The 24,794-nt window shown below is 73.3% G+C and carries 23 protein-coding genes; 17 read left to right on the forward strand and 6 right to left on the reverse strand.

What is annotated here, in order from left to right; all coding sequences use genetic code 11:
- The first annotated feature begins 125 nt into the window (after positions 1-125).
- From ACWEEU_RS11895 to ACWEEU_RS11920, 6 genes are all read left to right on the forward strand, one after another.
- On the forward strand, positions 126-1,364 hold the full coding sequence (locus ACWEEU_RS11895) for a sensor histidine kinase (RefSeq protein ID WP_451731582.1): 1,239 nt from the start codon (positions 126-128) through the stop codon (positions 1,362-1,364).
- Between the two features lie 25 nt (positions 1,365-1,389).
- The gene (locus ACWEEU_RS11900; protein WP_451731220.1) at positions 1,390-2,001 is read left to right on the forward strand and encodes a response regulator; all 612 of its coding nucleotides are present in this window, start codon (positions 1,390-1,392) and stop codon (positions 1,999-2,001) included.
- A gap of 150 nt (positions 2,002-2,151) precedes the next feature.
- The gene (locus ACWEEU_RS11905; RefSeq protein WP_451731223.1) at positions 2,152-3,897 is read left to right on the forward strand and encodes an MFS transporter; all 1,746 of its coding nucleotides are present in this window, start codon (positions 2,152-2,154) and stop codon (positions 3,895-3,897) included.
- 104 nt (positions 3,898-4,001) lie between these two features.
- Entirely contained in the window at positions 4,002-4,649 is a 648-nt protein-coding gene (locus ACWEEU_RS11910; RefSeq protein WP_451731226.1) for a class I SAM-dependent methyltransferase, read from the forward strand.
- Positions 4,650-4,706: 57 nt separating this feature from the next.
- Complete coding sequence (locus ACWEEU_RS11915) at positions 4,707-5,615, forward strand: N-acetylmuramoyl-L-alanine amidase (protein ID WP_451731229.1); 909 nt, start codon at positions 4,707-4,709, stop codon at positions 5,613-5,615.
- Positions 5,616-5,698: 83 nt separating this feature from the next.
- Entirely contained in the window at positions 5,699-6,487 is a 789-nt protein-coding gene (locus ACWEEU_RS11920) for a DUF5336 domain-containing protein (RefSeq protein WP_385746941.1), read from the forward strand.
- A 99-nt stretch (positions 6,488-6,586) separates the two neighbouring features.
- Here ACWEEU_RS11920 and ACWEEU_RS11925 read toward each other — a convergent pair whose 3' ends face one another.
- On the reverse strand, positions 6,587-7,135 hold the full coding sequence (locus ACWEEU_RS11925) for a hypothetical protein (RefSeq protein WP_385746945.1): 549 nt from the start codon (positions 7,133-7,135) through the stop codon (positions 6,587-6,589).
- Between the two features lie 170 nt (positions 7,136-7,305).
- On the opposite strand from ACWEEU_RS11925, the gene ACWEEU_RS11930 reads away from it, so the two are divergent.
- Positions 7,306-7,596, forward strand: a complete 291-nt coding sequence (locus ACWEEU_RS11930; RefSeq protein ID WP_385743885.1) for a hypothetical protein — start codon at positions 7,306-7,308, stop codon at positions 7,594-7,596.
- A gap of 70 nt (positions 7,597-7,666) precedes the next feature.
- On the opposite strand, the gene ACWEEU_RS11935 is transcribed toward ACWEEU_RS11930, so the two are convergent.
- From ACWEEU_RS11935 to ACWEEU_RS11945, 3 genes are read right to left on the reverse strand one after another with little or no spacing between them, the layout of a single operon-like run.
- Positions 7,667-8,737 (reverse strand): prenyltransferase, encoded by a 1,071-nt coding sequence (locus ACWEEU_RS11935; RefSeq protein ID WP_451731234.1) that lies wholly within the window; start codon positions 8,735-8,737, stop codon positions 7,667-7,669.
- On the reverse strand, positions 8,734-9,474 hold the full coding sequence (locus ACWEEU_RS11940; RefSeq protein ID WP_161179124.1) for a class I SAM-dependent methyltransferase: 741 nt from the start codon (positions 9,472-9,474) through the stop codon (positions 8,734-8,736). The genes ACWEEU_RS11935 and ACWEEU_RS11940 overlap by 4 nt, the downstream gene beginning before the upstream one ends.
- Positions 9,468-10,898, reverse strand: coding sequence for a glycosyltransferase family 4 protein (locus tag ACWEEU_RS11945; protein WP_385743882.1), 1,431 nt, complete (start codon positions 10,896-10,898; stop codon positions 9,468-9,470). The genes ACWEEU_RS11940 and ACWEEU_RS11945 overlap by 7 nt, the downstream gene beginning before the upstream one ends.
- A 474-nt stretch (positions 10,899-11,372) precedes the next feature.
- Here ACWEEU_RS11945 and ACWEEU_RS11950 point away from each other — a divergent pair, with 474 nt between their 5' ends.
- The 7 genes from ACWEEU_RS11950 (at position 11,373) to ACWEEU_RS11980 (ending at position 18,590) form a co-directional block, all read left to right on the forward strand.
- Positions 11,373-12,587, forward strand: a complete 1,215-nt coding sequence (locus ACWEEU_RS11950; protein WP_451731238.1) for a prenyltransferase/squalene oxidase repeat-containing protein — start codon at positions 11,373-11,375, stop codon at positions 12,585-12,587.
- Positions 12,584-13,231, forward strand: coding sequence for an SCO2322 family protein (locus ACWEEU_RS11955; protein ID WP_451731241.1), 648 nt, complete (start codon positions 12,584-12,586; stop codon positions 13,229-13,231). The genes ACWEEU_RS11950 and ACWEEU_RS11955 overlap by 4 nt, the downstream gene beginning before the upstream one ends.
- Positions 13,224-14,303: an energy-coupling factor transporter transmembrane component T gene (locus tag ACWEEU_RS11960; protein WP_385743877.1), complete on the forward strand. Its 1,080-nt coding sequence runs from the start codon at positions 13,224-13,226 to the stop codon at positions 14,301-14,303. Before ACWEEU_RS11955 ends, ACWEEU_RS11960 begins: the two co-directional genes overlap by 8 nt.
- On the forward strand, positions 14,300-15,982 hold the full coding sequence (locus tag ACWEEU_RS11965) for an ABC transporter ATP-binding protein (protein ID WP_451731244.1): 1,683 nt from the start codon (positions 14,300-14,302) through the stop codon (positions 15,980-15,982). Before ACWEEU_RS11960 ends, ACWEEU_RS11965 begins: the two co-directional genes overlap by 4 nt.
- A complete protein-coding gene (locus ACWEEU_RS11970; protein WP_451731247.1) occupies positions 15,979-16,854 on the forward strand; it encodes an ECF transporter S component in 876 nt (291 codons plus the stop codon). Before ACWEEU_RS11965 ends, ACWEEU_RS11970 begins: the two co-directional genes overlap by 4 nt.
- 364 nt (positions 16,855-17,218) lie before the next feature.
- Positions 17,219-17,632, forward strand: a complete 414-nt coding sequence (locus ACWEEU_RS11975) for an aggregation-promoting factor C-terminal-like domain-containing protein (RefSeq protein ID WP_385743871.1) — start codon at positions 17,219-17,221, stop codon at positions 17,630-17,632.
- 262 nt (positions 17,633-17,894) lie between these two features.
- The gene (locus tag ACWEEU_RS11980) at positions 17,895-18,590 is read left to right on the forward strand and encodes a YoaK family protein (protein WP_385743869.1); all 696 of its coding nucleotides are present in this window, start codon (positions 17,895-17,897) and stop codon (positions 18,588-18,590) included.
- Between the two features lie 232 nt (positions 18,591-18,822).
- Here ACWEEU_RS11980 and ACWEEU_RS11985 read toward each other — a convergent pair whose 3' ends face one another.
- Entirely contained in the window at positions 18,823-20,892 is a 2,070-nt protein-coding gene (locus tag ACWEEU_RS11985; protein WP_451731251.1) for a bifunctional glycosyltransferase 87/phosphatase PAP2 family protein, read from the reverse strand.
- Positions 20,893-21,283: 391 nt separating this feature from the next.
- Here ACWEEU_RS11985 and proP point away from each other — a divergent pair, with 391 nt between their 5' ends.
- Positions 21,284-22,657, forward strand: a complete 1,374-nt coding sequence (gene proP, locus ACWEEU_RS11990; protein ID WP_385743866.1) for a glycine betaine/L-proline transporter ProP — start codon at positions 21,284-21,286, stop codon at positions 22,655-22,657.
- A gap of 166 nt (positions 22,658-22,823) precedes the next feature.
- A complete protein-coding gene (locus ACWEEU_RS11995; RefSeq protein WP_385743865.1) occupies positions 22,824-23,495 on the forward strand; it encodes an O-methyltransferase in 672 nt (223 codons plus the stop codon).
- A 368-nt stretch (positions 23,496-23,863) separates the two neighbouring features.
- Here the strand turns inward: ACWEEU_RS11995 and ACWEEU_RS12000 are convergent, their stop codons facing one another.
- Positions 23,864-24,253 (reverse strand): FHA domain-containing protein, encoded by a 390-nt coding sequence (locus tag ACWEEU_RS12000; protein WP_385743863.1) that lies wholly within the window; start codon positions 24,251-24,253, stop codon positions 23,864-23,866.
- Between the two features lie 97 nt (positions 24,254-24,350).
- Here ACWEEU_RS12000 and ACWEEU_RS12005 point away from each other — a divergent pair, with 97 nt between their 5' ends.
- Positions 24,351-24,758 (forward strand): DnaJ family domain-containing protein, encoded by a 408-nt coding sequence (locus ACWEEU_RS12005; protein WP_451731255.1) that lies wholly within the window; start codon positions 24,351-24,353, stop codon positions 24,756-24,758.
- The last annotated feature ends 36 nt before the right edge of the window (positions 24,759-24,794 follow it).

Consider the following 24,794-nt stretch of genomic DNA (forward strand, 5'->3'; position numbering starts at 1 on the left):
CCGGATGCGGACAGAGGCGCTCATTTCCTACGCTGTACCGTCGCCCCGTCGAACGGACGGGCGAGGCGGCGGCGGGAAACACGGGGAACACGTACATGTCATGGTGGGCTGAGGCGCGGTGCGGGATGCGCGCGGCGGGTGCGGCGCGGCGGCGGTGGAAGGCCGACATGGCACACGCCAAGGCCGCGGGGAAGGCGGCGCGCTCGCGGGGCGAGAGCCCGGCGGAGGAACGCCTGGGCCCCCCGCCCACCGGGTTCGCGCTGCTGCCGTGGCTGCTGCTCGGCCTCGGCTCCTTCTCCAACCTGCTCCAGGGCGACGCCTCGAACCCGCTGATCGGCGGGCTGGGCCTGCTCACCTTCAACTCGCTCTACATCTACGTCACCTTCCGCGCCTTCGACCGCACCAAGCGCGAGGCGGTCTCCACCCGGATCGCGCTGGCGCTGATGGGCCTGCTGACCACCGCTCTGGCGCTCGGCTACGGCGGAAGCTGGCTGATGTTCTTCCCGCTGCTCGGCCTCGCCACCGGCGCCACCCTGCGCGGCCGGCTGCTCGGCCGGGTGGGGGTGCCGCTGGCGGCGTACGCGGCGGTGCTCACCGGGGTCGGCGACTCGTGGTCGAACGCGCCGAGCATCGGGTACGGCACCTTCCTGTCCTGCATGGTGACGGCCGCGATCCTGAGCCTGTCCGAGGCCGTGCGGCAGCTGCGCGCCGCGCGCGAGGAGCTGGCCCGGCAGGCCGTGGAGCAGGAGCGACTGCGCTTCTCCCGCGACCTGCACGATCTGCTCGGGCACACCCTCTCCGTGATCGTGGTGAAGTCGGAGGCGGCCCGGCGCCTGGCCGGGCGGGACCTGGACGCGGCGCTCGCGCAGATCGGGGACATCGAGTCGGTCGGCCGGCAGGCGCTGACCGAGATCCGCGAGGCGGTGACCGGCTACCGGGAGGGCAGTCTGGCCACCGAGCTGACCCGGGCCCGTTCGGCGCTGGCGGCGGCGAGCGTGGAGCCGGTCGTACGGCAGTCGGGCGCGCCGCTCGCCCCGCCGACCGAGGCGCTGCTCGGCTGGGTGGTGCGCGAGGCGGTGACCAACGTGGTCCGGCACAGCGACGCGGGCCGCTGCGAGATCACGGTCGAGGGCGCCGCCGAGCGGGTCCGGCTCACCGTGACGGACGACGGCACGGGCACTCCGGTCCCCCGCCAGGCCGGGGGCGTCGGCGGCACGGGGCTCACGGGTCTGACCGAGCGCCTCGCGGCGGCGGGCGGCACCCTCACGGCGGGCCCGGCGCCGCAGGGCGGTTTCACGGTGACGGCGGAGCTGCCGGTGGACCCGGCGGACCCGTGCCTGGCGGCTTCGCCGGCGGAGCGCTGAACCCCGGCGCCACTACGCTGACCCGGTGACGAACATCCGCGTACTGCTCGCCGAGGACCAGGGCATGATGCGCGGCGCCCTCGCGCTCCTGCTCGGCCTGGAGGAGGACATCGAGGTGGTCGCACAGGTCGCCGCCGGGGACGCGATCGTGCCGGCCGCGCTGGAGCACCGCCCCGACGTGGCCCTGCTCGACATCGAGCTGCCCGGGATGAGCGGCCTGGACGCGGCGGCGGAGCTGAGGAAGCGGGTCCCCGGCTGCCGGGTGCTGATCCTGACCACCTTCGGCAGGCCCGGCTATCTGCGCCGGGCCATGGAGGCGGGCGCGGCGGGCTTCCTGGTGAAGGACGGCCCCGTCGAGGAACTGGCGCAGGCGGTACGGCGGGTGCTGGCCGGGGAGACCGTGGTGGACGCGGCGCTGGCTACGGCCGCGCTGAGCGCGGGACCCAATCCGCTGACACCGCGCGAACGCGAGGCGCTGCGGGCGGCGGTGGACGGGGCGACCGTGGCCGACATCGCCGTACGGCTGCGTCTGTCGGAGTCGACCGTGCGCAACTATCTCTCCGCCGCCATCGGCAAGACCGGCACCCGCAACCGCGCGGAGGCGGTGCGGGAGGCGCGGCAGCAGGGCTGGCTGTAGCCATGCCCGCCGCACGATCGGACTTCTGACTCCGGATCAGTAACCCATGGATCGGTCAAGGATTCATTAGAGGCCCGAAGCAACGGAATAGTTGCCCGTGCATACGACGTTTCTCCCGGTGATTCATTCACGCGGGAGGAACCTCACTCAATGCCCCAGACGACCGATCGCCCCACCCGGAGGGCCGGCGGAGCCCTGGTCCCGGTGCTCGCCTTCGCGGGCATCGTGGTCGCGGTGATGCAGACCCTGCTCGTGCCGGTCATCAAGGACCTGCCGCAGCTGCTCGGCACCGAGCCGAGCAACGCCACCTGGGTGCTGACCTCGACCCTGCTCTCCGGCGCCGTGGCCACCCCGATCATGGGCCGCCTCGGCGACCTCTACGGCAAGCGCCGGATGCTGATCCTGAGCCTCGCCGTGATGGTGGCGGGCGCCCTGGTCAGCGCGCTGACCAGCCAGCTCATCGTGATGATCGTCGGCCGTACGCTCCAGGGCTTCGCCATGGGCGCGATACCGCTGGGCATCGGCCTGATGCGCGACATGCTGCCGCGCGAGAAGCTCGGCTCGGCCATGGCCCTGATGAGCTCCTCGATCGGCGTCGGCGGCGGTCTCGCGCTGCCCGCCGCCGCCCTGGTGGCCCAGCACACCGACTGGCACGCCCTGTTCTACGGCGCGGCCGGGCTCGGCGTGCTCTCCATCGTCCTGACCCTGCTCGTCGTCCCCGAGTCCCCGGCGCGCGCCGAGGGCTCCTTCGACCTGCTCGGCGCGCTCGGCCTGTCCGCGGGTCTGGTGCTGCTCCTGCTGCCGATCACCAAGGGCAGCGACTGGGGCTGGTCGTCGGGCACCACGCTCGGCCTGTTCGGCGCGGCCGTCGCCGTCCTGCTGCTGTGGGGCGTGTACGAGCTGCGCGTCGCGGCGCCACTGGTCGACCTGCGCACCACCGCCCGCCGCGAGGTGCTGCTGACCAACCTCGCCTCGATCATGGTCGGCGTCAGCTTCTACGTCGTCTCCCTCGTCCTGCCCCAGTTGCTCCAGCTCCCCACCGCCACCGGGTACGGCCTCGGCCAGTCCATGGTGGTCGCGGGACTGTGCGTGGCGCCGCTGGGTCTGACGATGATGTTCACCGCGCCGGTCTACGCCCGGCTGTCCGCGCGGTACGGCCCGCGCACGACCCTGATCATCGGGCTGCTGGTCATCGCCGCCGGCTACGCGGGCGGCCTCGGTCTGATGCACGCCGCCTGGCAGACGATCATCACCTCGGTGGCGCTCGGCGCGGGCATCGGCCTCGCCTACTCCTCGCTGCCCGCGCTGATCGTCGGCGCGGTCCCGGCCTCGGAGACCGGCGCTGCCAACGGCCTCAACACCCTGATGCGGTCCATCGGCACCTCCGTCTCCAGCGCGGTCATCGGCATGGTGCTCGCCAACACCGCGCAGCCGGTCGGCGGCGGGCTCGCGATTCCGACCATGCACGGCTTCCGGGTCTCGTTCCTGATCGCCACGGCCGCCGTGCTGGTGGGCCTGGTCCTCGCGTTCTTCCTGCCGCGCACCCCGCGTCCGGCCCAGCAGCACACGCAACTGCGGGCCAGCAGCGAGGAGGACGCCAACCTGGAGCACGCCCGCGCGGTGCTGCGCGGCTTCACCGGGCGGGTGCTCGACGCCGGGGGCGCTCCGGTCGCCCGGGCCAAGGTCACCCTGATCGACCGCCGGGGCCGCCAGGCCGGGGCCACGCTCTCCGGCCCCGACGGCGGCTACGCCCTCACGGTCCCGGCCGAAGGCGCCTACGTCCTGGCCGCCAAGGCCGCCGGGCACGGCCCGCTGGCCTCCTCGGCGACGCACACCGGGGACGAGCGGGCGGTGGAGCTGGACCTGGCGCTGCCGGGAGAGACCGTCAGCGCCTGACCTCCCCCTGTCACACCCCTCGCACCGCACCCCCCGCCGGACTCCGGCGGGGGGTGCGGCAGCATGGGGCGCCTGAGCAGCCGTGACGACCGAGAGGAACCCCCATGACGGCACCGAAGCCCGAGATCCTGGCCGCGTTCGAGGCGGCGAAGGGCTTCATGCCCGTGGACGAGGGGCTGGCGCTGTACGCGGCCGCGCGGGAGGCGGGGCGGCTCGGACTGCCGCTCCTGGAGGTGGGCACGTACTGCGGGCGCTCGACGGTGCTGCTCGCGGACGCGGCACGAGAGAGCGGCACCCTCGCGCTGACCGTCGACCACCACCGGGGCAGCGAGGAGCAGCAGCCGGGCTGGGACTACCACGACCCGGAGACGGTCGACCCCGAGGTCGGCCTCATGGACACCCTGCCCACCTTCCGCCGGACCCTGCACCGGGCGGGCCTGGAGGACCACGTGATCGCCCTGGTCGGCCGGTCCCCGCAGGTCGCCGCCCTGTGGGGGACGCCGCTCGGCCTGGTCTTCGTGGACGGCGGCCACACCGACGAGCACGCGAGCGCCGACTACGAGGGCTGGGCGCCGCATGTCGCCGAGGGCGGTCTGCTGGTCGTGCACGACGTGTTCCCGGAGCCGGAGGACGAGTTCACCGGTCAGGCGCCGTACCGGGTCTATCTGCGGGCGCTGGAGTCCAGGGCGTTCACGGAGGTGTCGGTGACGGGGTCGCTGCGGGTGCTGAAGCGCACGGGGCCCGGAATCTGACGCTCTGTCAGACGGGCGGGGTCGGGAGCGCTCCGGCGTTTCGTTAGGGTGGCAGGCGTGTCGTACGCAGGCCCGGAATTCGAACCCCCCACGCCCCGCCGCTCCCGGCGCCGTCCGCTGACCGTGACCCTGGCCGCGCTGGTGCCGGTCGCGCTGCTCGGCTGGGCGGCCTACGCGCACCTCGGCCGCCCGGACGGGGACGGCCGCGCCGCGGGAACGCCCTCGCCGTCGGTCCCCGCGTCCGGCTTCGGCGACGGCAAGGGTGCCTCGCCGTCCGCCTCCGCCCTGCCGCTCAAGGGCAAGGTGGTGGTCATCGACCCCGGGCACAACCCGGGCAACTTCCGGCACACCGCCGAGATCGCGCGCCAGGTGAACGTCGGCAACGGCCACAAGGAGTGCGACACCACGGGGACGGAGACCAACGCCGGTTACCCGGAGGCCACGTTCACCCTCGACGTGTCCCACCGGGTGCGCGCGCTGCTGGAGAAGCGGGGCGCGACCGTGAAGTTCACGCACGACGGCGACGGTCCGGCCTGGGGACCGTGCGTGGACGAGCGGGCGGAGATCGGCAACAGGGCGCACGCGGACGCGGCGCTGTCCATCCACGCGGACGGCTCGGCGCCGGGCAACCGGGGCTTCCACGTCATCCTGCCCGGCACCGTGCACGCGGGCGGCGCGGACACCCGCCCCATCACCGGCCCCTCCCGGGACCTCGGCAAGCGAGTGGCCTCGGGCTACCGGCACGCGACCGGCGAGCCGTTCTCCAACTACCTGGGCGACGGCACCGGCTTGGTGACCCGGACGGATCTGGGCGGGCTCAACCTGTCCAGGGTTCCCAAGGTCTTCATCGAGTGCGGCAACATGCGCGACGCCTCCGACGCCGCCGAACTGACCAGCGCCGCCTGGCGGCAGAAAGCCGCGCAAGGGATCTCCGAGGGAATCGTGAGTTTCCTGCGCGAGTCGTGACCGGCACGTGGAAGAGGCCGGACAGCCGGACAACGCGGACGGTACTGTCTACCGACGACGAGACGACCTACGAAGGACCTGAAGTGAATATCCGCTCCCTCACTAGAGGCGACGGCGTGGTGATCGGAGCAGCGGTGTTGCTGTTCATCGCGTCGTTCTTCGACAACTACTCGTACGACGGGCCGGACGGCATCGATCTGCCGAGCCTCTGGGAGAACGGACCGGTTCTGCTGAGCGTCGTGCTGGCGGGCATCATCGCCGCCGGGCTCGTCGTCGCGGCCCGGACGCTGCCGCAGCCGCTCAAGGTCGCCGGACTCGAACTCGGCTCCTTCGGCGTGGCGTTCGCGGTGTTCGCGGCGTGGAGCGCGCTGGGCAACGTCATCGACCCGGTCGGCGGTCTGAACTCGGGCTCCTCCGACCAGGCGCTGAGCGCGGGCACGGGCCTGATCCTCGCCTTCGTCGCGACGCTCGTCATGGCGGCGGCGGCCGTCGCCACCCCGCTGGTCCCGGCCCTCCAGGGCTCGCTGATCCCGGCCCCCAAGCCGGTCACCCCGCAGCCCTACGGCGCACAGCCGCCCGCCGGCTACGGCTACCCGGGCGCCCAGCCCCAGCAGCCGTACGGGGCGCAGCAGCCGCAGCAGCAGTACGCGCAGCAGCCGCAGCCGACGGCCGAGTTCTCGCCGTTCTGGTTCGCGGTGCCGGTGACCCGGCCGCTGTTCCCGGAGGACGGCTCGCCCGCGGCGGTGGCCGAACTGGCGCCCGGCACCTGGTACTTGGCGGTCGAGCAGCGCGGTACGGCGCTGGTGGCGCAGACGCAGGACGGACGCCGGGGCGTGCTCCAGGACACGACGGGCATCCAGCGCGGCAGCTAGCGCTCCCTTCGCACGCGAGGCCCTCCGCCCCTCATGGGCGGGGGGCCTTCGTCATCTCCCGTCGCACCGGCCGGTGTTGAGCGGCCGGCGCGACACTCCCTAGCCCTTGTTCAGTTCGGAGGCGGAGGGGACCTGGTCCTTGACCGGGGCGCCCGCGCTCTGGCCCGCGTCCTTGACCTGGTTGATGATCTGGTCGAAGGAACTCGCCGCGTTCGTATCGCCGTTGCGCAGCTTGGACGGCAGGTTCTTGAGCGCGTCGATGCCCGCGGTGAGCGGGGCGAGCGCCTTGGCGAGGGTGGGGTCGCCCTGGGCGTTCTTCTGGGCGGCCTTGAGCCGGTTGTAGGCGAAGGCTCCGGCGAGTCCGGCCTTGACGAGGGCGACCTTGCGGCCGTCGGCGCCCTTCTTGAACTTGCCCGCTCTCCAGGGCTTCACGATCCACTGGTAGGTGGCCCCGGCGGCAAGCCCCGCGTTCGCCACGAACCGCGTCTTGGCGAACTTCTGCTTCTCGGCGGAGGTGCTGGGGCTGGGCGAGGACGCGCTGCTGGACTGCTGCTTGCCGGAGTCGTCCCCACCGCAGCCGGCGGTACCGGCCATCAGCACGCAGGACACCATGAGCGCCACGAACAGGCGCCGTATCGGAACGGGCACGCGGTCCTCCGGACGTATCTCCCCGAGCGGCTGCTTCCACTGGGCAGCCTCACCCGCCCCCGGGCGTCGCGCCAGTGGGGCGACGCCGTCCGGGGGCGGGGCCGCGTTGCCGGGCGGCCGGTTCGCGCCAGGCCCGGTTTCACGGGGCGCGCAGCGGCAATCCGGATTCCATGTCGAGATATCGCAGAGGCGGGAACGAGGCGGGAACGGTGATCGCCGTGATCGCCGACGTCATGGCCGGGATCATCGGCCTGTGGATTCTGATGTACCTGCTGGACGCCAACCGGGCCAACGGCCTGGTGGAGTTCGTCCACGACACGGCCGCCTGGCTCGCCGGGTGGTCCCACGACCTGTTCACCTTCGACGAGACCTGGGCGCGCGTGGTCTGCGGCTACGGCCTGGCCGCCGTGGTCTACCTCTTCGTGGGCCACGCCATAGCGGGTCGCCTGCACCGGCATTGAGCCCCGGAGGGGGCGGACACCGGTGCCGGTGAGGAGGTCGTAGCTCTTCGGCCGAGGGGCCGGCGGACGCCTACTCGCAGCAGTCCGGGGGAAGTCCCGCCGGAAGGCGTTCGCCGCCGAAGACCGCGCAGGTGGCGTCGTGGCCGCCGAGGGCGGCGACGGCGAGGAGGAGGGAGCCGGCGGTCCAGGCGGTGAGTTCGCGGGGCCAGATCGCGTCGTCGTCGAAGACGTAGCCGGTCCAGTAGAGGCCGCTGTCGGCGTCGCGCAGGTGCTGGACGGACTGGAGGATCTCCAGCGCGCGGTCGGACTCGCCCATCGCCCAGAGCGCGAGGGCGAGTTCGCAGGACTCGCCGCCGGTCACCCAGGGGTTGGGGACCACGCAGCGCACCCCGAGTCCGGGGACGACGAAGCGGTCCCAGTCGCCCTCGACACGCTCCTGGGCCTCGGCACCGGTGAGAGCGCCGCCGAGGACCGGGTAGTACCAGTCCATCGAGTAGCGACCCTTGTCGAGGAACCGCTCGGGGTGACGGCGGATCGCGTGCCGCAGCGCGCCGACCGCCAACTCCCAGTCGGGCTGCGGCTCTTCACGCTGCTCGGCGATCGCGAGCGCGCAGCGCAGGGCGTGGTGGACCGAGGAGCTGCCGGTGAGCAGCGCGTCGTCCGTCGCCGCGCCGTCCGCGTCCACGCGCCAGCCGATCTGGCCGCCGGGCTGCTGGAGCCGGAGCACCCATTCGACCGCGGCGTAGACGACGGGCCACATGCGGTCCAGGAAGGTGTCGTCGCCGGTGGAGAGGTAGTGGTGCCAGACGCCGACGGCTATGTAGGCGACGAAGTTGGACTCCAGCGAGGAATCGGTGATGTCGTCGTGGGCGCCGTCGGCGTAGGCGGCGTACCAGGAGCCGTCCTGGTTCTGGTGCCGCGCGAGCCACTCGTAGGCGCGCTCGGCGGCCGCGTGCTCGCCCGCCGCGTCCAGCGCCATGGCGGCCTCGGTGTGGTCCCACGGGTCGAGGTGGTGGCCGCGGAACCAGGGAATCGCGCCGTCCTCGCGCTGCACGGCGAGGACGCCCCGGACGGTCGCGGCGGCCTGCTCTGCGGTGAGCACCCCCGGCAGCACGAGGTGGTCGGTCCGGGGAGTGGTCACTCGGCGGCCGCCTCGGCGCGCGGCAGGTGCGGCTTGGTCGCGTACGCCACGAAGCTCTTGCCGATGAGCGGGTTCAGCGCCTGCTCGGCGACCCGGGTGGCCAGCGGCTTCTTCATGATGTCCCAGACCAGGAGCTTGTGGTACGCCTTGACCGGCAGCGCCTTGTCGTTGTCCACGCCGAAGGCGCACTTGAGCCACCAGTACGGCGAGTGCAGCGCGTGCGCGTGGTGCGTGCCGTAGGGGCGCAGGCCCGCCTCGCGCATCTTGGCGAGGAGTTCGTCGGCCTTGTAGATGCGGATGTGGCCGCCCTCGACCTCGTGGTAGGCGTCGGAGAGGGCCCAGCAGACCTTCTCGGGGCCGTAGCGCGGGACGGTGACGGCGATGCGGCCGCCGGGCTTGAGCACGCGGACCATCTCGGCGAGCACACCCTTGTCGTCGGGGATGTGCTCCATCACCTCGGAGATGATGACGACGTCGAAGGACTCGTCGGGGAAGGGCAGTGCCAGCGCGTCACCCTCCATCGCGGTGGCGGTGGCACCGGCGGGCGCCTCCCCGGCCTCCTTCATCGCGGCGAACCACTTGGCGACCTCGCGGATCTCCTCGCCGTTCTGGTCGAGGGCCACGACCTGCGCGCCGCGCCGGTAGCACTCGAAGGCGTGCCGGCCGGCCCCGCAGCCGAGGTCCAGGACACGGTCGCCCGGGGCGAGCGGGAACCGGGAGAAGTCGACGGTCAGCACGTGGCCCTGCTTTCGGAGGATGCGGAGGATATGCCCGCGACGGGGGCGGCGACCGGGATCGCGGGTTCGGCGGCGGTCCGCGGGTCCGTGCGGTCCGCCGTACGCGGGCCGGTGCGGGCGCTGTCGATCGCCTCGCGGTAGCGGGCCACCGTGCCCTCGGCGGCGCGGGCCCAGGTGAAGCGCGCGAGCACCCGCTCGCGTCCGGCGGCGCCGAGCCGGGCGCGCAGGTCGGCGTCGCCGAGCAGCCGGGTGAGGGCGGCGGCGAGGGCGCCCGCGTCGCCGGGGGGTACGGCCAGGCAGGTCTCGCCGTCGCGGCCCGCGACCTCGGGGATCGCGCCGCCGGTGGTGGCGACCAGCGGAGTGCCGGTGGCCATGGCCTCGGCGGCGGGCAGCGAGAAGCCCTCGTACAGCGAGGGCACGCAGGCGACCTCGGCGGAGCGGATCAGGTCGACCAGCTCGGCGTCGGAGATGCCCTTGACGAACTCGACGGCGCCTTCTAGCCCGTAGCGCTCGACGGCCTGGGCGACCGGGCCCTCCTCGGGGCGCTTGCCGACGACGATCAGATGGGCGTCGGGGTGTTCGGTGCGGACCTTGGCGAGGGCCTCGACGAGGAACATCAGGCCCTTGAGCGGGACGTCGGCGCTGGAGGTGGTGACGATCCGGCCCGGCACCTCGGGCACCGCCGGGTCGGGGGCGAACAGGCCGGTGTCGGCGCCGATGTGGACGACGTGCACGCGGTCGTCACGGACGCCGAGGTGGTCCACGATCTCCTGGCGGGAGCTGCCGGAGACGGTGAGCACGGAGGGCAGGCGGCGGGCGACGCGCTTCTGCATCCGTGTGAAGGCGTACCAGCGGCGCACGGACAGGCGACGCTGACGGCTCTCGGCGGCGTCCAGCTCCAACTGCCGGTCGACGGTGATGGGGTGGTGGATCGTGGTGACCAGCGGCGCGCCGATGTCGCCCAACAACCCGTAGCCCAGGGTCTGGTTGTCGTGCACGATGTCGAACTCGCCGCGCCTGGCCCGCAGATGACGGCGGGCGCGCAGTGAGAAGGTCAGCGGCTCGGGGAAGCCGCCGGTCCACATGGTGGCGACCTCCAGGGCGTCCACCCAGTCCCGGTACTCGTCACGCTTCGGGGTGCGGAAGGGGTCGGGCTGGCGGTAGAGGTCGAGGCTGGGCAGCTCGGTGAGGCTCAACCGGCCGTCGTAGTCCTCGTGTTCGTCGAGCACGGGGTACGGCTGGGAGCCGATGACCTCCACGCGGTGCCCGAGCCGGGCCAGCTCGCGGGAGAGATGGCGCACGTAGACGCCCTGTCCGCCGCAGAAGGGATTGCCCTTGTAGGTCAGGAGCGCGATGTCGAGCGGTGCCCCGCCGTCGGCAGCCGGCCCCCGTCGGGAACCCGCCTGACTGGCCTCAGCGGTCACTCCGGGCCCCCTATCTGCCTGCGCGGTCCCGCGAGACTACGACGGGACGTCAATGTGGAACAAGTTTCAGCGATCATCCAGGAGGCTCCGAATCTACCGGCTGGTAGGACGGCTGTGACCGGTCGACCAGGTGATTCGCGCCACGACCGGGCGGTGCCGGTCACCTGCGTTCGGAACGCTCCTCACCTGGGGGGCGGTGTGGCGGCGGCCACTGCCGGGGTTTTGCCGGGTGCCGGTAAAGTGGCCAGGTCGTCATACACCCGTACGGGGGGAAGCCGGTGCGATTCCGGCGCTGAACCCGCAACCGTGAGCCGTCCGCAGGGGCGGTGAGCCGGAGCGCCCCTGCGGGATGTGACCGGCTCGCGTGTGCGGCGTCCCTGCCGCGCACGGCACCGTCGAGGTCTACGGAGCCGAGCCGCCCGGGGGTTCCCCGTGCGCTGCCCGGCTTCCCTGCAGGAGAGGCAGTCGCCGACCATGAACGTCCGCCGCAGTGCAGCGGCTCTCGCCGCGATAGGCGTGCTGGCCGCAGCCGCGCCCGCCACGGCCGCCGATGCGTCCCCGTCCCCGAAGGCGACGGTCCCGGCCGGGCTGTTCGGCAAGGGCGACCCCACCTACGACGGCGTCTGGCGCCAGTCGCTGGCCCTACTCGCCCAGCACACCGTCGGTGAGCGCCCCGCCGCCTCCGCCGTGAAGTGGCTCACCGGCCAGCAGTGCGCCGACGGCGGTTTCGCCGCCTTCCGCGCCGACACCGCCAAGCCCTGCGGCGGCAAGGGCGCCCAGCCCGACACCAACAGCACCGCCGCCGCCGTCCAGGCGCTCGCCGCGCTCGGCGGTCACCGCGCCGAGACCGGTAAGGCCGTGCGCTGGCTGAAGGCGCAGCAGAACAAGGACGGCGGCTGGGGCTACTCCCCCGGCTCCCCGAGCGACACCAACTCCACCTCCGTGGTCGTCGGCGCGCTGACCGCCGTCGGGCTGGACCCGGCGAAGCAGCACGCCAAGGGCAAGGCGCCGGCCGAGGCGCTGGCCGCCATGGCGATCCCGTGCGAGAAGGACGGCGGCGGCGCCTTCGCCTACCAGCCGGACAAGAAGGGCAAGCTCGCCGCCAACGCCGACGCCACCGCGGCCGCCGTGCTCGGCGCGCTCGGCAGGAACTTCGTGGTCGAGCCCGCCAAGCCCCGAGCCAAGGCCCCCGCCTGCACGGACTCCGGCAAGGCCACCCCCCGGCGCCTGGCCGACAACGCCGCCGCCTACCTGGCCGGTGCCGTCGCCAAGAGCGGCCATCTGATGTCGGCGATGCCCGGCGCCAAGAACCAGCCGGACTTCGGCAACACCGCCGACACGGTCGTCGCGCTCGCCGCCGACGGCTGGAGCGCGCAGGCGAAGAAGCCGTACGCCTGGCTGGAGAAGAACGCCGGTCCGTGGGCGCAGCAGAGCGGCCCCGCCGCCTACGCCCAGCTCGTCCTGGCCACCCACGCGCTCGGTGAGAACCCGAAGGAATTCGGCGGCACCAACCTGGTCCAGGCGCTGGACAAGCAGGGTCCCGCGCCCGAGCAGGCGAAGAAGGCCGCCGCCCACAAGGCCGCGGAGAAGAAGTCGAACCACCAGGTGTGGTGGTTCGTCGGAGCCTGCCTCTTCGCGGGCATCGGCGCCGGCTTCCTGATCAGCGGCCGGAAGAAGAACCGGGCGTGAGTGTCGTCCGCCGTGCCGCGACGCTCCTCGTCGCGGCCCTGCTCCCGCTCGTCGGGGCCACCGAGGCCCACGCCACCGGCTACCGGTACTGGTCCTTCTGGGACCGCTCCGGCGACCGGTGGACGTACGCGACCCAGGGTCCCTCGACGACCCGTCCCGAGGACGGCGACGTGCAGGGCTTCCGGTTCGCGGTCAGCGAGGACTCCGCGGACGCGACCCGTCCGCGCGGCACGGCGGACTTCGCCACCATCTGCGCCCGCACGCCCGCCAGGCACGGCACCAAGCGGATCGCGCTCGTCATCGACTTCGGCACCGCGGCCGACGCGCCCTCCGGCGAGAAACCGCCGCCGGTCCGTACGGTCTGCGCGCGCGTCGCCCCCGACGCGACCAGCGCCGAGGCCCTGGCCGCGACCGCCAAGCCGCTGCGCTACGACACCAACGCGCTGCTGTGCGCCATCTCCGGTTATCCGCACCGGGGTTGCGGGGAGCAGGTCGCGGCAGGCGGCAAGGCGCCCGCCAAGCACGACAAGCCCGCCGCCAAGGACTCCGGCGGTCCCTCCCTCGGGCTGCCCGTCGGCGCGGGTGTGATCGCCGTCCTGGCCGGGGCGGCGGTGTGGCAGGCCCGGCGGCGCCGGAATGCCTGAGCGGTCCCCTCAACTGCACCCCGGCGCCTGGTGGCTGTGGGCGCTCGGGCTCGGCACCGCCGCCACCCGCACCACCAACCCGCTCCTGCTCGCCCTGCTCGTCGCCGCGTCCGGCTACGTGGTGGCCACCCACCGCTCGTCCGCGCCCTGGGCCCGCTCCTACCTGGCCTTCGCCAAGCTGGCCGTCGCGGTGCTGTGCGTACGCCTCGCCTTCACGGTCCTCCTCGGCTCGCCCGTGCCCGGTACGCACGTTCTGTTCACACTGCCCGAAGTCCCCCTGCCCGACTGGGCGCAGGGGATCAGGCTCGGTGGCCCGGTCACGGCCGAGGCGCTGCTCTTCTCCGGCTACAACGGCCTGAAGCTGGCCGCCCTGCTGATCTGCGTCGGTGCGGCCAACGCCCTCTCCAGCCCCGCCCGGCTGCTGAAGTCGCTGCCGGGCGCGCTGTACGAGGCGGGCGTCGCCGTGGTCGTCGCGCTCACCTTCGCGCCCCATCTCATCGCGGACGTACGGCGGTTGCGCGCGGCCCGGCGGCTGCGCGGGCGTCCGGACCGGGGAGTGCGCGGGCTGCTCCAGGTCGGACTGCCGGTCCTGGAGGGCGCGTTGGAGCGCTCGGTCGCACTGGCCGCCGCGATGGACGCGCGCGGCTTCGGCCGCACGGCCGAGGTGCCCGCGCGGGTACGGCGGACGACGGCAGCGCTCACCCTCGGCGGACTGCTGGGCGTGTGCGCGGGGACGTACGGTCTGCTCACCGCCGAGGGCGGCGCCTACGGGCTGCCCGTCCTGCTCGCCGGCGCCGCCGCCGCGCTGGCCGGGCTGCGCCTCGGTGGCCGCCGCTCGGCGCGCACCCGGTACCGTCCGGCGCCGTGGGGCCTGCGGGCGTGGCTGGTCGCGGGCTCCGGCGCCGCGGTCGCCGCGCTGCTCACCCTGGCCGCCGCACGCGAACCGGACGCGCTGAACCCGGGTGTCGTCCCGCTCGCCGCGCCCGCGCTGCCGATGTGGCCCGCCGCGTCGGTCCTGCTCGCCCTGCTGCCCGCCTTCGTCGTCCCCCAGGAACCCAGGGAGCGCGCGTGATCCGCTTCGAGAAGGTCGCCGTCACCTACGAGGGCGCGGCCGAACCGACCGTACGGGACGTGGACTTCGAGGTGCCCGAGGGCGAACTCGTGCTGCTCGTCGGCCCGTCGGGCGTGGGCAAGTCGACCGTGCTGAACGCGGTGTGCGGTCTGGTGCCGCACTTCACCGGGGGCACGCTGAGCGGCCGGGTCACCGTCGCGGGCCGGGACACCCGCACCCATCGGCCGCGCGAACTGGCCGACGTGGTGGGCACGGTGGGCCAGGACCCGCTCGCGCACTTCGTGACGGACACGGTCGAGGACGAACTCGCCTACGGCATGGAGTCGTTGGGTCTTGCCCCCGAGGTCATGCGGCGCCGGGTGGAGGAGACGCTGGACCTGCTCGGTCTGGCCGGCCTGCGCGACCGCCCCATCGCCACGCTCTCCGGCGGCCAGCGCCAGCGCGTCGCCATCGGCTCGGTGCTGACCCCGCACCCCCGCGTCCTGGTCCTGGACGAGCCGACCTCGGCGCTCGACCCGGCCGCCGCCGAGGAGGTCCTGGCCGTCCTCCAGCGCCTGGTCCACGACCTCGGCACGACGGTCCTGCTCGCGGAACACCGCCTGGAGCGCGTGATCCAGTACGCCGACCGCGTCGTCCTCCTCCCCGCGCCCGGCGAGCCCCCGCTGACGGGCACCCCGGCCGAGATCATGGCCGTCTCCCCGGTCCACCCGCCGGTGGTGGAGCTGGGGCGCCTGGCGGGCTGGTCCCCGCTCCCCCTGACCGTGCGGGACGCCCGCCGCAGGGCTCCGGAGCTGCGGGAGCGGCTCGCGGGGCGGGAGCCGTGCGCCCCTACCGCCGAGGTGGCCGCGTCCCCGGCCGTCCCCCCTGCTCCCGCGCTCCCCTTCTACCGCCGCCCCTTCCGGCGTACCGACGACTCCCCCGCCGCCCCGCAGGTCGCCGAGGTCCACGACCTCGTCGTCCGGCGCGGGCGGGTCCGCGCCCTGTCCGGCGTGGACCTCGCCGTCCGCCCCGGCGAGACGGTCGCGCTCATGGGGCGCAACGGCGCCGGGAAGTCGACGCTCCTCGGCTCCCTGGTCGGACTGGTGGAGCCCACGGCGGGCTCGGTGCGGGTCGGCGGGGCCGTACCGCACCGGATCACGCCACGGGAACTCGTACAGAAGGTCGGCCTCGTCCCGCAGGAGCCCCGCGATCTGCTGTACGCCGACACGGTGGCCGCCGAGTGCGCCGCCGCCGACCGGGACGCGAGGGCGGAGCCGGGGACCTGCCGGGCGCTGGTGTCCGGGCTGCTGCCGGGCATCACGGACGACACCCACCCGCGCGATCTCTCCGAGGGCCAGCGGCTCGCGCTCGCGCTGGCCGTCGTCCTGACCGCGCGCCCGCCGCTGCTCCTGCTGGACGAGCCGACGCGCGGCCTCGACTACGCGGCGAAGGCCCGCCTGGTCGCCGTGCTGCGGGGTCTCGCGGCCGAGGGGCACGCCATCGTGCTGGCCACGCACGACGTGGAGCTGGCCGCCGAGATCGCGCACCGCGTGGTGCTGCTGGCCGACGGCGAGGTCATCGCGGACGGCCCCACGGCGGACATCGTGGTCTCCTCCCCCTCCTTCGCCCCCCAGGTCACCAAGATCCTGGCCCCCCAGCCCTGGCTGACGGTCACCGAGGTCCGGAGGGCCCTGTCATGACGCCGACCCCCGCACCACCGCTCACCGCGGCGGACCGTCCCCCGGCACCCGTGTCTCCCCGCCCCACCCACGCCGTCCGCCTCCACCCCCGCTCCCTCGCCGCCCTCGTCCTCGTGAGCGCCGTGGGCGTCGTCGCCTTCGGGTGGCCCTTCCTCGCGCCACCCGCCTCGCAGCTGAGCGCGCACGCCGAGGACGCGCCCTGGCTGTTCGCGGGGCTGCTGGTGCTGCTGGTCGCGGTGGCGGCGGCGACGATCTCCGAGTCGGGCCTCGGACCCAAGGCGGTCGCGATGCTGGGCGTGCTCGCGGCGACGGGCGCGGCGCTGCGCCCCATCGGCGCGGGGACGGCGGGCATCGAGCCGATGTTCTTCCTGCTGGTGCTCAGCGGCCGGGTGCTCGGTCCCGGCTTCGGCTTCGTGCTGGGCTCGGTGACGATGTTCGCGTCCGCGCTGCTGACCGGTGGGGTCGGGCCGTGGATGCCGTTCCAGATGCTGGCGATGGGCTGGTTCGCCATGGGCGCCGGCCTGCTGCCGGGCCGCTCACGGCTGCGCGGCCGGGGCGAGCTGCTGCTCCTGGGCGGCTACGGCTTCGTCGCCGCGTTCGCCTACGGCACGGTGATGAACCTGGCCGGCTGGCCGTTCATGGGCACCATGGCCTCCGGCATCGCCTTCGACCCGCACGCCTCCGTCCCCGCCAACCTGGCCCGCTTCCTGGCCTACTGCCTGGCCACGTCCATGGGCTGGGACCTGGGCCGGGCGGTCTGCACGGTCGTCCTCACCGTCGCCCTCGGCCCCGCCGTGCTGCGCGCGCTGCGCCGGGCCACCCGGCGGGCCGCCTTCGAGACGGCGGTCACATTCGACGCACCCGGAGCGTGAGGGGGCGCCTCCGGAGAGTCGGCGCCGAGTTGGTTGCCCGGTGAAGCACCCCACATGACGCACGTCACCTACGACGCCGCTTCGTAGACTTAAATGTCCGATACATGTGCATTTGCACCCCCTGTGACCTGCGGCTTGAGACGCCGGTCACACGGACGGCCGGCACCGGCGATCCGGCCACCACTAGTAAAAGGGGTCATTGCGGACATCCCGGAATCCTGTTTCTCTGGATGACGTCGCCAGGCGCCACGAGCCCCCACGGGCCGCGGCGCCGACGTATGCGGCCGGCGAGCGAAGCGCACGAAACGCGCCGCTCGGCCCGGACCTACGAGGCGCCGCCCTGTACCCAAGCAAAAGGATTTTCATGTCTTTCTCGTTCATCCGTCGCGTCGCCACCCCGAAGAAGGCCGTCACCGTCGCCGCCCTGGCCGCCGCCACCGCCGGCATCGCGCTGGGCACCGCGCCCGCGCAGGCCGCGCCGACCTCGTCCTCCTCGGCTCAGGCGATCGCGCACAAGATGATCCCGAACTCGGCGCAGTACGCCGCCTTCAACAAGATCGTGTCGCACGAGAGCGGCTGGAACCCCTCGGCCACCAACAGCTCCTCCGGTGCCTACGGTCTGGTCCAGGCCCTGCCCGCCTCGAAGATGTCTTCCGCCGGTTCCGACTGGAAGACCAACCCGGCCACCCAGATCAAGTGGGGCCTCAACTACATGAACTCGCGCTACGGCAGCCCCGTTCAGGCCTGGAACTTCTGGCAGTCCCACGGCTGGTACTGAGCCGCAACCGACTGTCCTCGCCCCTGGGCCCAGGGGCCGACGACGCCCGGCCGGACCGGCCGGGACGCACCACCCGATATCCGCACCCTTGCCCACGAGGCGAGGGTGCTCACGCATGTCCGGGGTCGACCGAGCCCGTTGAGCCTGTACTTGGGCGGTACCGGCGCTCCCCCTGATCCCCGCCTCGCGCCGCACCCCTCGTCTGCCCCACCCCCGTGATCCACTGGTCCCGCCCCGCCCGCGCGGACGACCGGAGGTAACGATGGCGACACCCACGACCGGTTCGGCCCCTCTGCCGCGCCCGCGCGGGATGCGGCTCACGGTCGTGCTTCTGCTGCTGACCGTGGTGAGCGGGCTGATCGACGCGGTCGGCTATCTGGGCCTCGGCCGGGTCTTCACCGCCAACATGACCGGCAACGTGGTCGTCCTCGGCTTCGCCGCCGTCGGCGCGCCCGGTTTCTCGGTACCCCACATCACCACGTCGCTGGGCTGCTTCCTGATCGGCGCGACGGCGGGAGGCCGGCTGACGAACCGGCTCGGCGAGGAGGCCCGGCGCGACCGGACCCGGCTGACCCTGGTGGTGGAGGCGCTGCTGGTGGGCGCCTCGGCGGCGGTGGCCTACGTCTGGCCGCACGCCCCCGGCACCCGGTACGCGCTGATCGCCCTCACCGCCCTCGCGATGGGCCTGCGCAACGCCACCGTCCGCAAACTCGGCATCCCCGACCTCACCACCACGGTCCTCACCATGACCCTGACCGGGCTCGCCTCCGACTCCCGCCTCGGCGACGCCACCGCCCCCGCCCGCCACTCCCCCCGCCGCGCGGCCGCCGTGATCGCCATGTTCGCGGGCGCCTGCCTCGGTGCCTGGCTGATCCTCGACCACGGCCTGGCCCTCCCCCTCCTCCTCGCCGCGGTGGCCTCCGCCGCTTTGGCGGTGGCGGCTTCGGACCGGGACTGAGAGGACGGAACGCAGGGTGCGGCCCTCTTCGGCGGCCTGCCCTCCCCGGCGGGATGGACGACACGGAACCGCACCCGTGCCCGCAAGGGGCTCGGGCCACTCCCTACGGCGCCTCGCGGCGGACCCGCCCCGGCGCACGGCCTCGTCCGGGGCGCACCCCACGCCCGCGTCCTCGGGAGCCCCGAGACCGCCTGTACGGGCCGCCCCCACCCGGACACAGCGCCGCGCCCCCTCAGCTCGTCGTCAGTGACCGTTCCTCGTCGGGTGCCGTCCTCGGTCCCGGCGGCCGCCCCACGCCCCCGGCGCCGGAGGGCGCCGGGGACAACACCCCGCGCGGGCCGATCAGCAGGTAGCCGAGGGCGAAGCCGCCGCTCACCACCACCGCGCCGCCGACCGCGTCGAGGACCCAGTGGTTGGCGGTGGCGACGATCGCGGTGACCGTGAAGAGCGGGTGGAGCAGGCCGAGCGCCTTCATCCACCAGCGGGGAGCCATGATCGCGATGACCAGGCCGCACCAGAGGGACCAGCCGAAGTGGAGGGAGGGCATCGCCGCGTACTGGTTGGTGATCGCGGTCATCGCGCCGTAGTCCGGGTGGGCGAGGTCCTGGACGCCGTGGACGGTGTCGACGAAACCGAGGCCCGGCATCAGGCGGGGCGGGGCGAGCGGGAAGAGCCAGAAGCCGATGAGGGCGAGGAGGGTGGCGAACCCGAGGGAGGTGCGGGCCCAGCGGTAGTCGACCGGGCGGCGCCAGTAGAGGACGGCGAGGACGGTCAGGGGCACGACGAAGTGGAAGGACTCGTAGTAGAAGTCGAGGAACTCGCGCAGCCAGCCGACGTGGACCACCGCGTGGTTGACGGCGTGCTCGATGTCGATGTGCAGGAAGCGCTCGGTGTCGTGGACCATGCGCCCGTGGTGCTCGGCGTTCGCGCGCGCGAGTTCGTTGCTGCCGCCCGTCGCCGCGAGCCGTACCTGCTGGTAGGCGGCGTAGGTGACGCGGATGAGCAGCAGTTCCAGGAGCAGGTTGGGGCGGGTGAGCGAGCGGCGCAGGAAGGGCAGCAGCGGTACGTGCCGTGAGCGGGCCGGGACCTGGCGGGCGTACTCGGTGGGCACGGGAGCCGCGTAATAAGGGGAGGAGCGCGGCAGGAAGGGCACCGCCACCGCGGCGGCCAGGGCCGCGAGCAGGACGAGGTTGTCGCGCAGCGGGAAGAGCACCGGCGTGTTCGGCAGCATCATCTTCGCCGGGAGCGTGGTGACCAGGACCACCGCGACCGGCCAGACGGTACGGTCCGCGGCCCGCGTGCCCACCCGGCCGACCACCGCGAGCAGCAGCCACAGGAGCTGGTGCTGCCAGCTCGTCGGCGAGACCGCGACCGCCGCGCAGCCGGTGACGGCGACGGCGAGCAGGAGCTGCTCGTCGCGGACATAGCCGATGGCGCGGCGCAGCGCGAGGACGGCGACGGCGGCGCCGAGCAGCAGGAAGAGCGCGATCTCCGGTGGCCCGGTGAGCCCGAGGCGGAGCAGGGCGCCGTGCAGGGACTGGTTGGCGAGCCCGTCCGCCTCCCCGCCGAGCCCGGCCCCGGCCATGTGGTGAACCCAGTAGGTGTACGAGTCGTGCGGCATCGCGGCCCACGCGAGCGCGGTGCCCCCGGCGAAGGTGATCCCGGTGCTCACCGCGGCCCGGCGGCGCCCGGTGAACCACAGCAGCGGCACGAAGAGCAGCACGGTCGGCTGGAGGGCCGCGGCAAGACCGACGAGGACCCCGCTCGCGCGTTCGTCGCGCACGGCGAGGCAGCCGAGCAGGACGAGCAGCACCGGGATGACGCTGGTCTGGCCGAGCCAGAGCGTGTTGCGCACCGGCAGGGAGAGCATCAGCAGGCTGATGGCGACCGGGGCCGCGAGCAGCGCCGTACGGCGGCTCACCGGCTGGGGCAGCGCGCGGGCGGCGACCAGGCCGAGCGCGACGACGAGGAGCAGGGTGCCGAAGGTCCAGCCCCAGCCGAGCGCGGACTCCGCCGCACGGGTGAGGGGCTTGAGGACGAGACCGGCGAAGGGGGTGCCGGTGAAGCGGGTCGAGTCGTAGAGCGACCCGTTGACGTGGAGGACGCCCTGCGGGCCGACCCAGGTCTCCAGGTCGGTGAGGCGTTTGCCGCTCGGACTGCCGAGGACGGCCGCCATCTGCCGTACCGCGAGGATCGCCGCCACCGCCCACAGCGCGAGCCGGGCCGCGCGCAGCCGGGCTCCGGGCCCGTCCGCCGGGCCGAGGGCGTCCACCGGTCGTCCGCTGTGCTCCACGTTCACCACGCCCCGTCGGCCTCCCGCCCCGTCACCCCGGGCGCCTGTGCCCGAGAGTTCCCCCGCGAACACTATGCGCTCACGGCCCCTCGGGGCAGGACGCGGGCAACCCCCGCTTCACCTGACGTCCGGACCCCGTTTCATCCGCAGGACGATAGCCCGGGAAGGGCGTGGTTGCACCCGGATCGAGCGATAAGGATCACAGTCACGGCTGGGATCACCTGCGACTTTGCGGGCAGACGTCCCTGCGTACACAAGGTTTACGTGCTCTATGCAACGACTTGTGCACAGGACGTAAGGGGCGAACTCCTCCTATCGTCGCTTTTCTGCCCGGTGCACAGCATCGCCGCCGTTCGGCCGGGCCTGCCCTGTTCCCGTCGAAAGGTAGGCGAGCTTCGTTTTGGCGACCGCCACTGCCGTCAGTCCCCGTCCCCAGACCCGCCGGGCCGCCCAGGCCAGGAACGTCACGGTCACCGATCCCGCGCTCGTCAAGCGCGCCGTGAAGGCGGCGGCGCTCGGCAACGCGATGGAATGGTTCGACTTCGGTGTCTACAGCTACATCGCGGTCACCCTGGGCAAGGTCTTCTTCCCCTCGGGCAACCCGACCGCGCAGTTGCTCTCCACCTTCGGCGCCTTCGCCGCGGCCTTCCTGGTCCGTCCGCTCGGCGGCATGGTCTTCGGCCCGCTCGGCGACCGGGTGGGGCGCCAGAAGGTCCTCGCCGTCACGATGATCATGATGGCGGCGGGCACGTTCGCCATCGGCCTCATCCCGTCCTACGCCACGATCGGCGTCGGCGCGCCGCTGCTCCTGCTGGCGGCCCGCCTGGTCCAGGGCTTCTCCACCGGCGGTGAGTACGCGGGCGCCTCGACCTTCATCGCCGAGTACGCGCCCGACAAGAAGCGCGGCTTCTTCGGGAGCTGGCTGGAGTTCGGCACGCTGGCCGGTTACATCGGCGGCGCGGGCCTGGTCACCCTGATGACGGCCCTGCTGTCCTCGGCCGACCTGGTCTCCTGGGGCTGGCGCATCCCGTTCCTGATCGCCGGTCCGATGGGCATCATCGGCCTCTACCTGCGGATGCGCCTGGAGGAGACTCCCGCCTTCGCCGCCGAGGTCGAGAAGGCCGAGGCCGCCCGTCCGAAGGTCCCGCTGCGCGAGATGGTCGCGGGCCAGTGGAAGTCGCTGCTGCTGTGCATGGGCCTGGTGCTCGTCTTCAACGTCACCGACTACATGCTGCTGTCGTACATGCCGAGCTTCCTCACCAGCGAGCTGAAGTACGACGAGACGCACGGTCTGCTGGTCGTGCTCGGTGTCATGGCGCTGATGATGATCGTCCAGCCGTTCGCCGGCGCGCTGACCGACCGGGTCGGCCGTCGTCCGGTCATCGCCGCGGGCTGCGCGGGCTTCCTGTTCCTGTCGATCCCGGCGATCCTGCTGATCCGCCAGGGCAGCCTGCTCGCCGTCGGCCTCGGCATGGGCGCGCTCGGTCTGCTCCTCGTCTGCTTCACCGCGGCCATGCCCGCCGCGCTCCCGGCGCTCTTCCCGACCCGGGTGCGCTACGGCTCGCTGTCCATCGGCTTCAACGTCTCCGTGTCGCTCTTCGGCGGTACGACCCCGCTGGTGGTCACCGCCCTGATCGGCGCTACCGGCGACCTGATGATGCCCGCGTACTACATGATGGCGGCCGCCGTCATCGGTGGGTTCGCGGTGTGGCGGATGAGCGAGTCCGCGGGGCGGCCGCTGCCGGGCTCCGCGCCGTCGGTGGAGCAGTCCTGACCCATCGGCGCATCACCGGCGGCCCGGTGTGAGCCGTGGGCGCCCGGGGTGGGTGCGGGGAACCGGTCACAAGGTTCCCCGCGCCCACTTCGTCGTTTTCGCGCTCGTCCCGGGGAGACTTGGCCTGAAGGGGCTTGAGCGGACACTCGGGAAGGACGGCAGGCGCATGGGCGACTCGCAGGTGTGGGACGACGTGGAGCACTACTTCACCAGTCGGCTGGCGGCGGACGACGACGTCCTGCGCGCGGCCCTGCGCGACAGCGACGCGGCCGGGCTGCCGCCCATCGCCGTCACCCCCACCCAGGGCAAGCTGCTGCAGCTCCTCGCCCAGATCCAGGGCGCCCGCACGGTCCTGGAGATCGGCACCCTCGGCGGCTACAGCACCATCTGGCTGGCGCGCGCCCTGCCCTCCGACGGGCGCCTGATCACCCTGGAGTACAACCCCAAGCACGCCGAGATCGCCGCCCGCAACATCGCCCGCGCCGACCTGGAAGGCATCGTCGAGGTCCGCACCGGCCCGGCCCTGGACTCCCTCCCCCAGCTCGCCGACGAGAACCCGCCCCCCTTCGACCTGGTCTTCATCGACGCGGACAAGGTCAACACCCCCCACTACGTCGAATGGGCCCTCCGTCTCTCCCGGGCAGGCAGCCTCATCGTCATCGACAACGTGGTCCGCCAGGGCGACGTCTCGGACCCCACCACCACCGACCCCGCCACCCTCGGCACCCGGGCCACCATCGACCTCATCGCCACCCACCCCCGTCTGACGGGCACGGCCCTGCAGACGGTGGGGCCGAAGGGGTACGACGGGTTCGCGCTGGCACGAGTCCTGGGGTGACCGGCGCGGCTCCGCCCGTCGGGAACCGGTTCCACCGACACCGGACGCCTGCGGCGCACCCTCCGGAGGACACGGGCGGGGCCCACCTCGCCGGTCCGGCACCCGAGTCAGCGCCACACCAGGCTCGTCAGGATGCCGACGCCGGACCGCCGGACGCGAATCCGGACCCGAGGGCGTGCCGAGACGCGGGCGCCGGGTCCGCTCCGTGAGGCGCGCGACGCCCGCCCGGCAGGGCAACGCGCCACATCCCCGACCCGCAAGTCCACGCACCCCCGCCCGGCCGGGGCACCGCGCCCGCCCGCGGGGCGACACCCGAGGCGCCGCTCCGGCGAAGGTCCGCGGCAGGACTCAGTCGAACCGGCGGAGCGTCACTCGTGGTAGAAGCCCACGTTCACGCTCCGCGGCGCCGTCCTGTCCTGGACGACCAGTTCGCCGCCCGTGCCGTGGGGGAGGCGGACGGTGCCGCCGTAGGGGAGGGTCTGGGCGTAGTCGCCGACGGTGAGGCGGACCTCGGAGGAGGGGTCGGGCTGGGAGCCGCGGAGCCAGGTGACCTGCCAGACGCCGTCGGGGCCGCAGAGGAACTCGAGGTGGACGCGGGAGACGAACAGCCACTCCTCCGGGGTGACCAGCCGGCACACCGACGCGTCCCGCCCCACCCGCAGCACCGCACCCGGCTCGCTCGGCGCCTCCGCCATGACCATGCCGGCCGTGGCGCCCGCTTCCTCCCTGGAGACGGCAGCCATGGTGAGTTCGAGCACGCGTTTCCCCCTACACGTCCGGTGCGTACGCCGGTCGCCGCACACCGCCGCCGCATGATAGAACGCCCGGCCCGGCCGCGTCCGGCACAATGGCCTCATGACCGAGCGAAAGCCACCGCGCGTGCCGTTCGAGTCCTGGGTGGACCACCAGATCGCCGCCGCGCAGCGACGCGGCGAGTTCGACCGCCTCCCGGGCGCCGGCGAACCCCTCCCCGCCGGCCTCGACTCCGGCTACGACGACCTGTGGTGGATCAAGCGCAAGATGGCCCGCGAGGGCCTGACCGCCCTGCCCCCGTCCCTCGCCCTGCGCAAGGAGGCCGAGGACGCGCTGGAGGCCGCGTACGCCGCCCCCTCCGAGGCCACCGCCCGCCGGATCATCACCGACGTCAACGTCAAGATCAGCGCCATGATGTTCCGCCCGCCGCCGGGACCGCCGCTCGGCAAGAAGCCGTACGACGTGGAAGAGGTCGTACGCGAGTGGCACCGCCGCCGCGAGCCCCGATAACCGCTTGCGGGACCGGCAGCCCTCCGCTGGCATTGG

This window comes from Streptomyces sp. NPDC005004 (assembly GCF_053600675.1).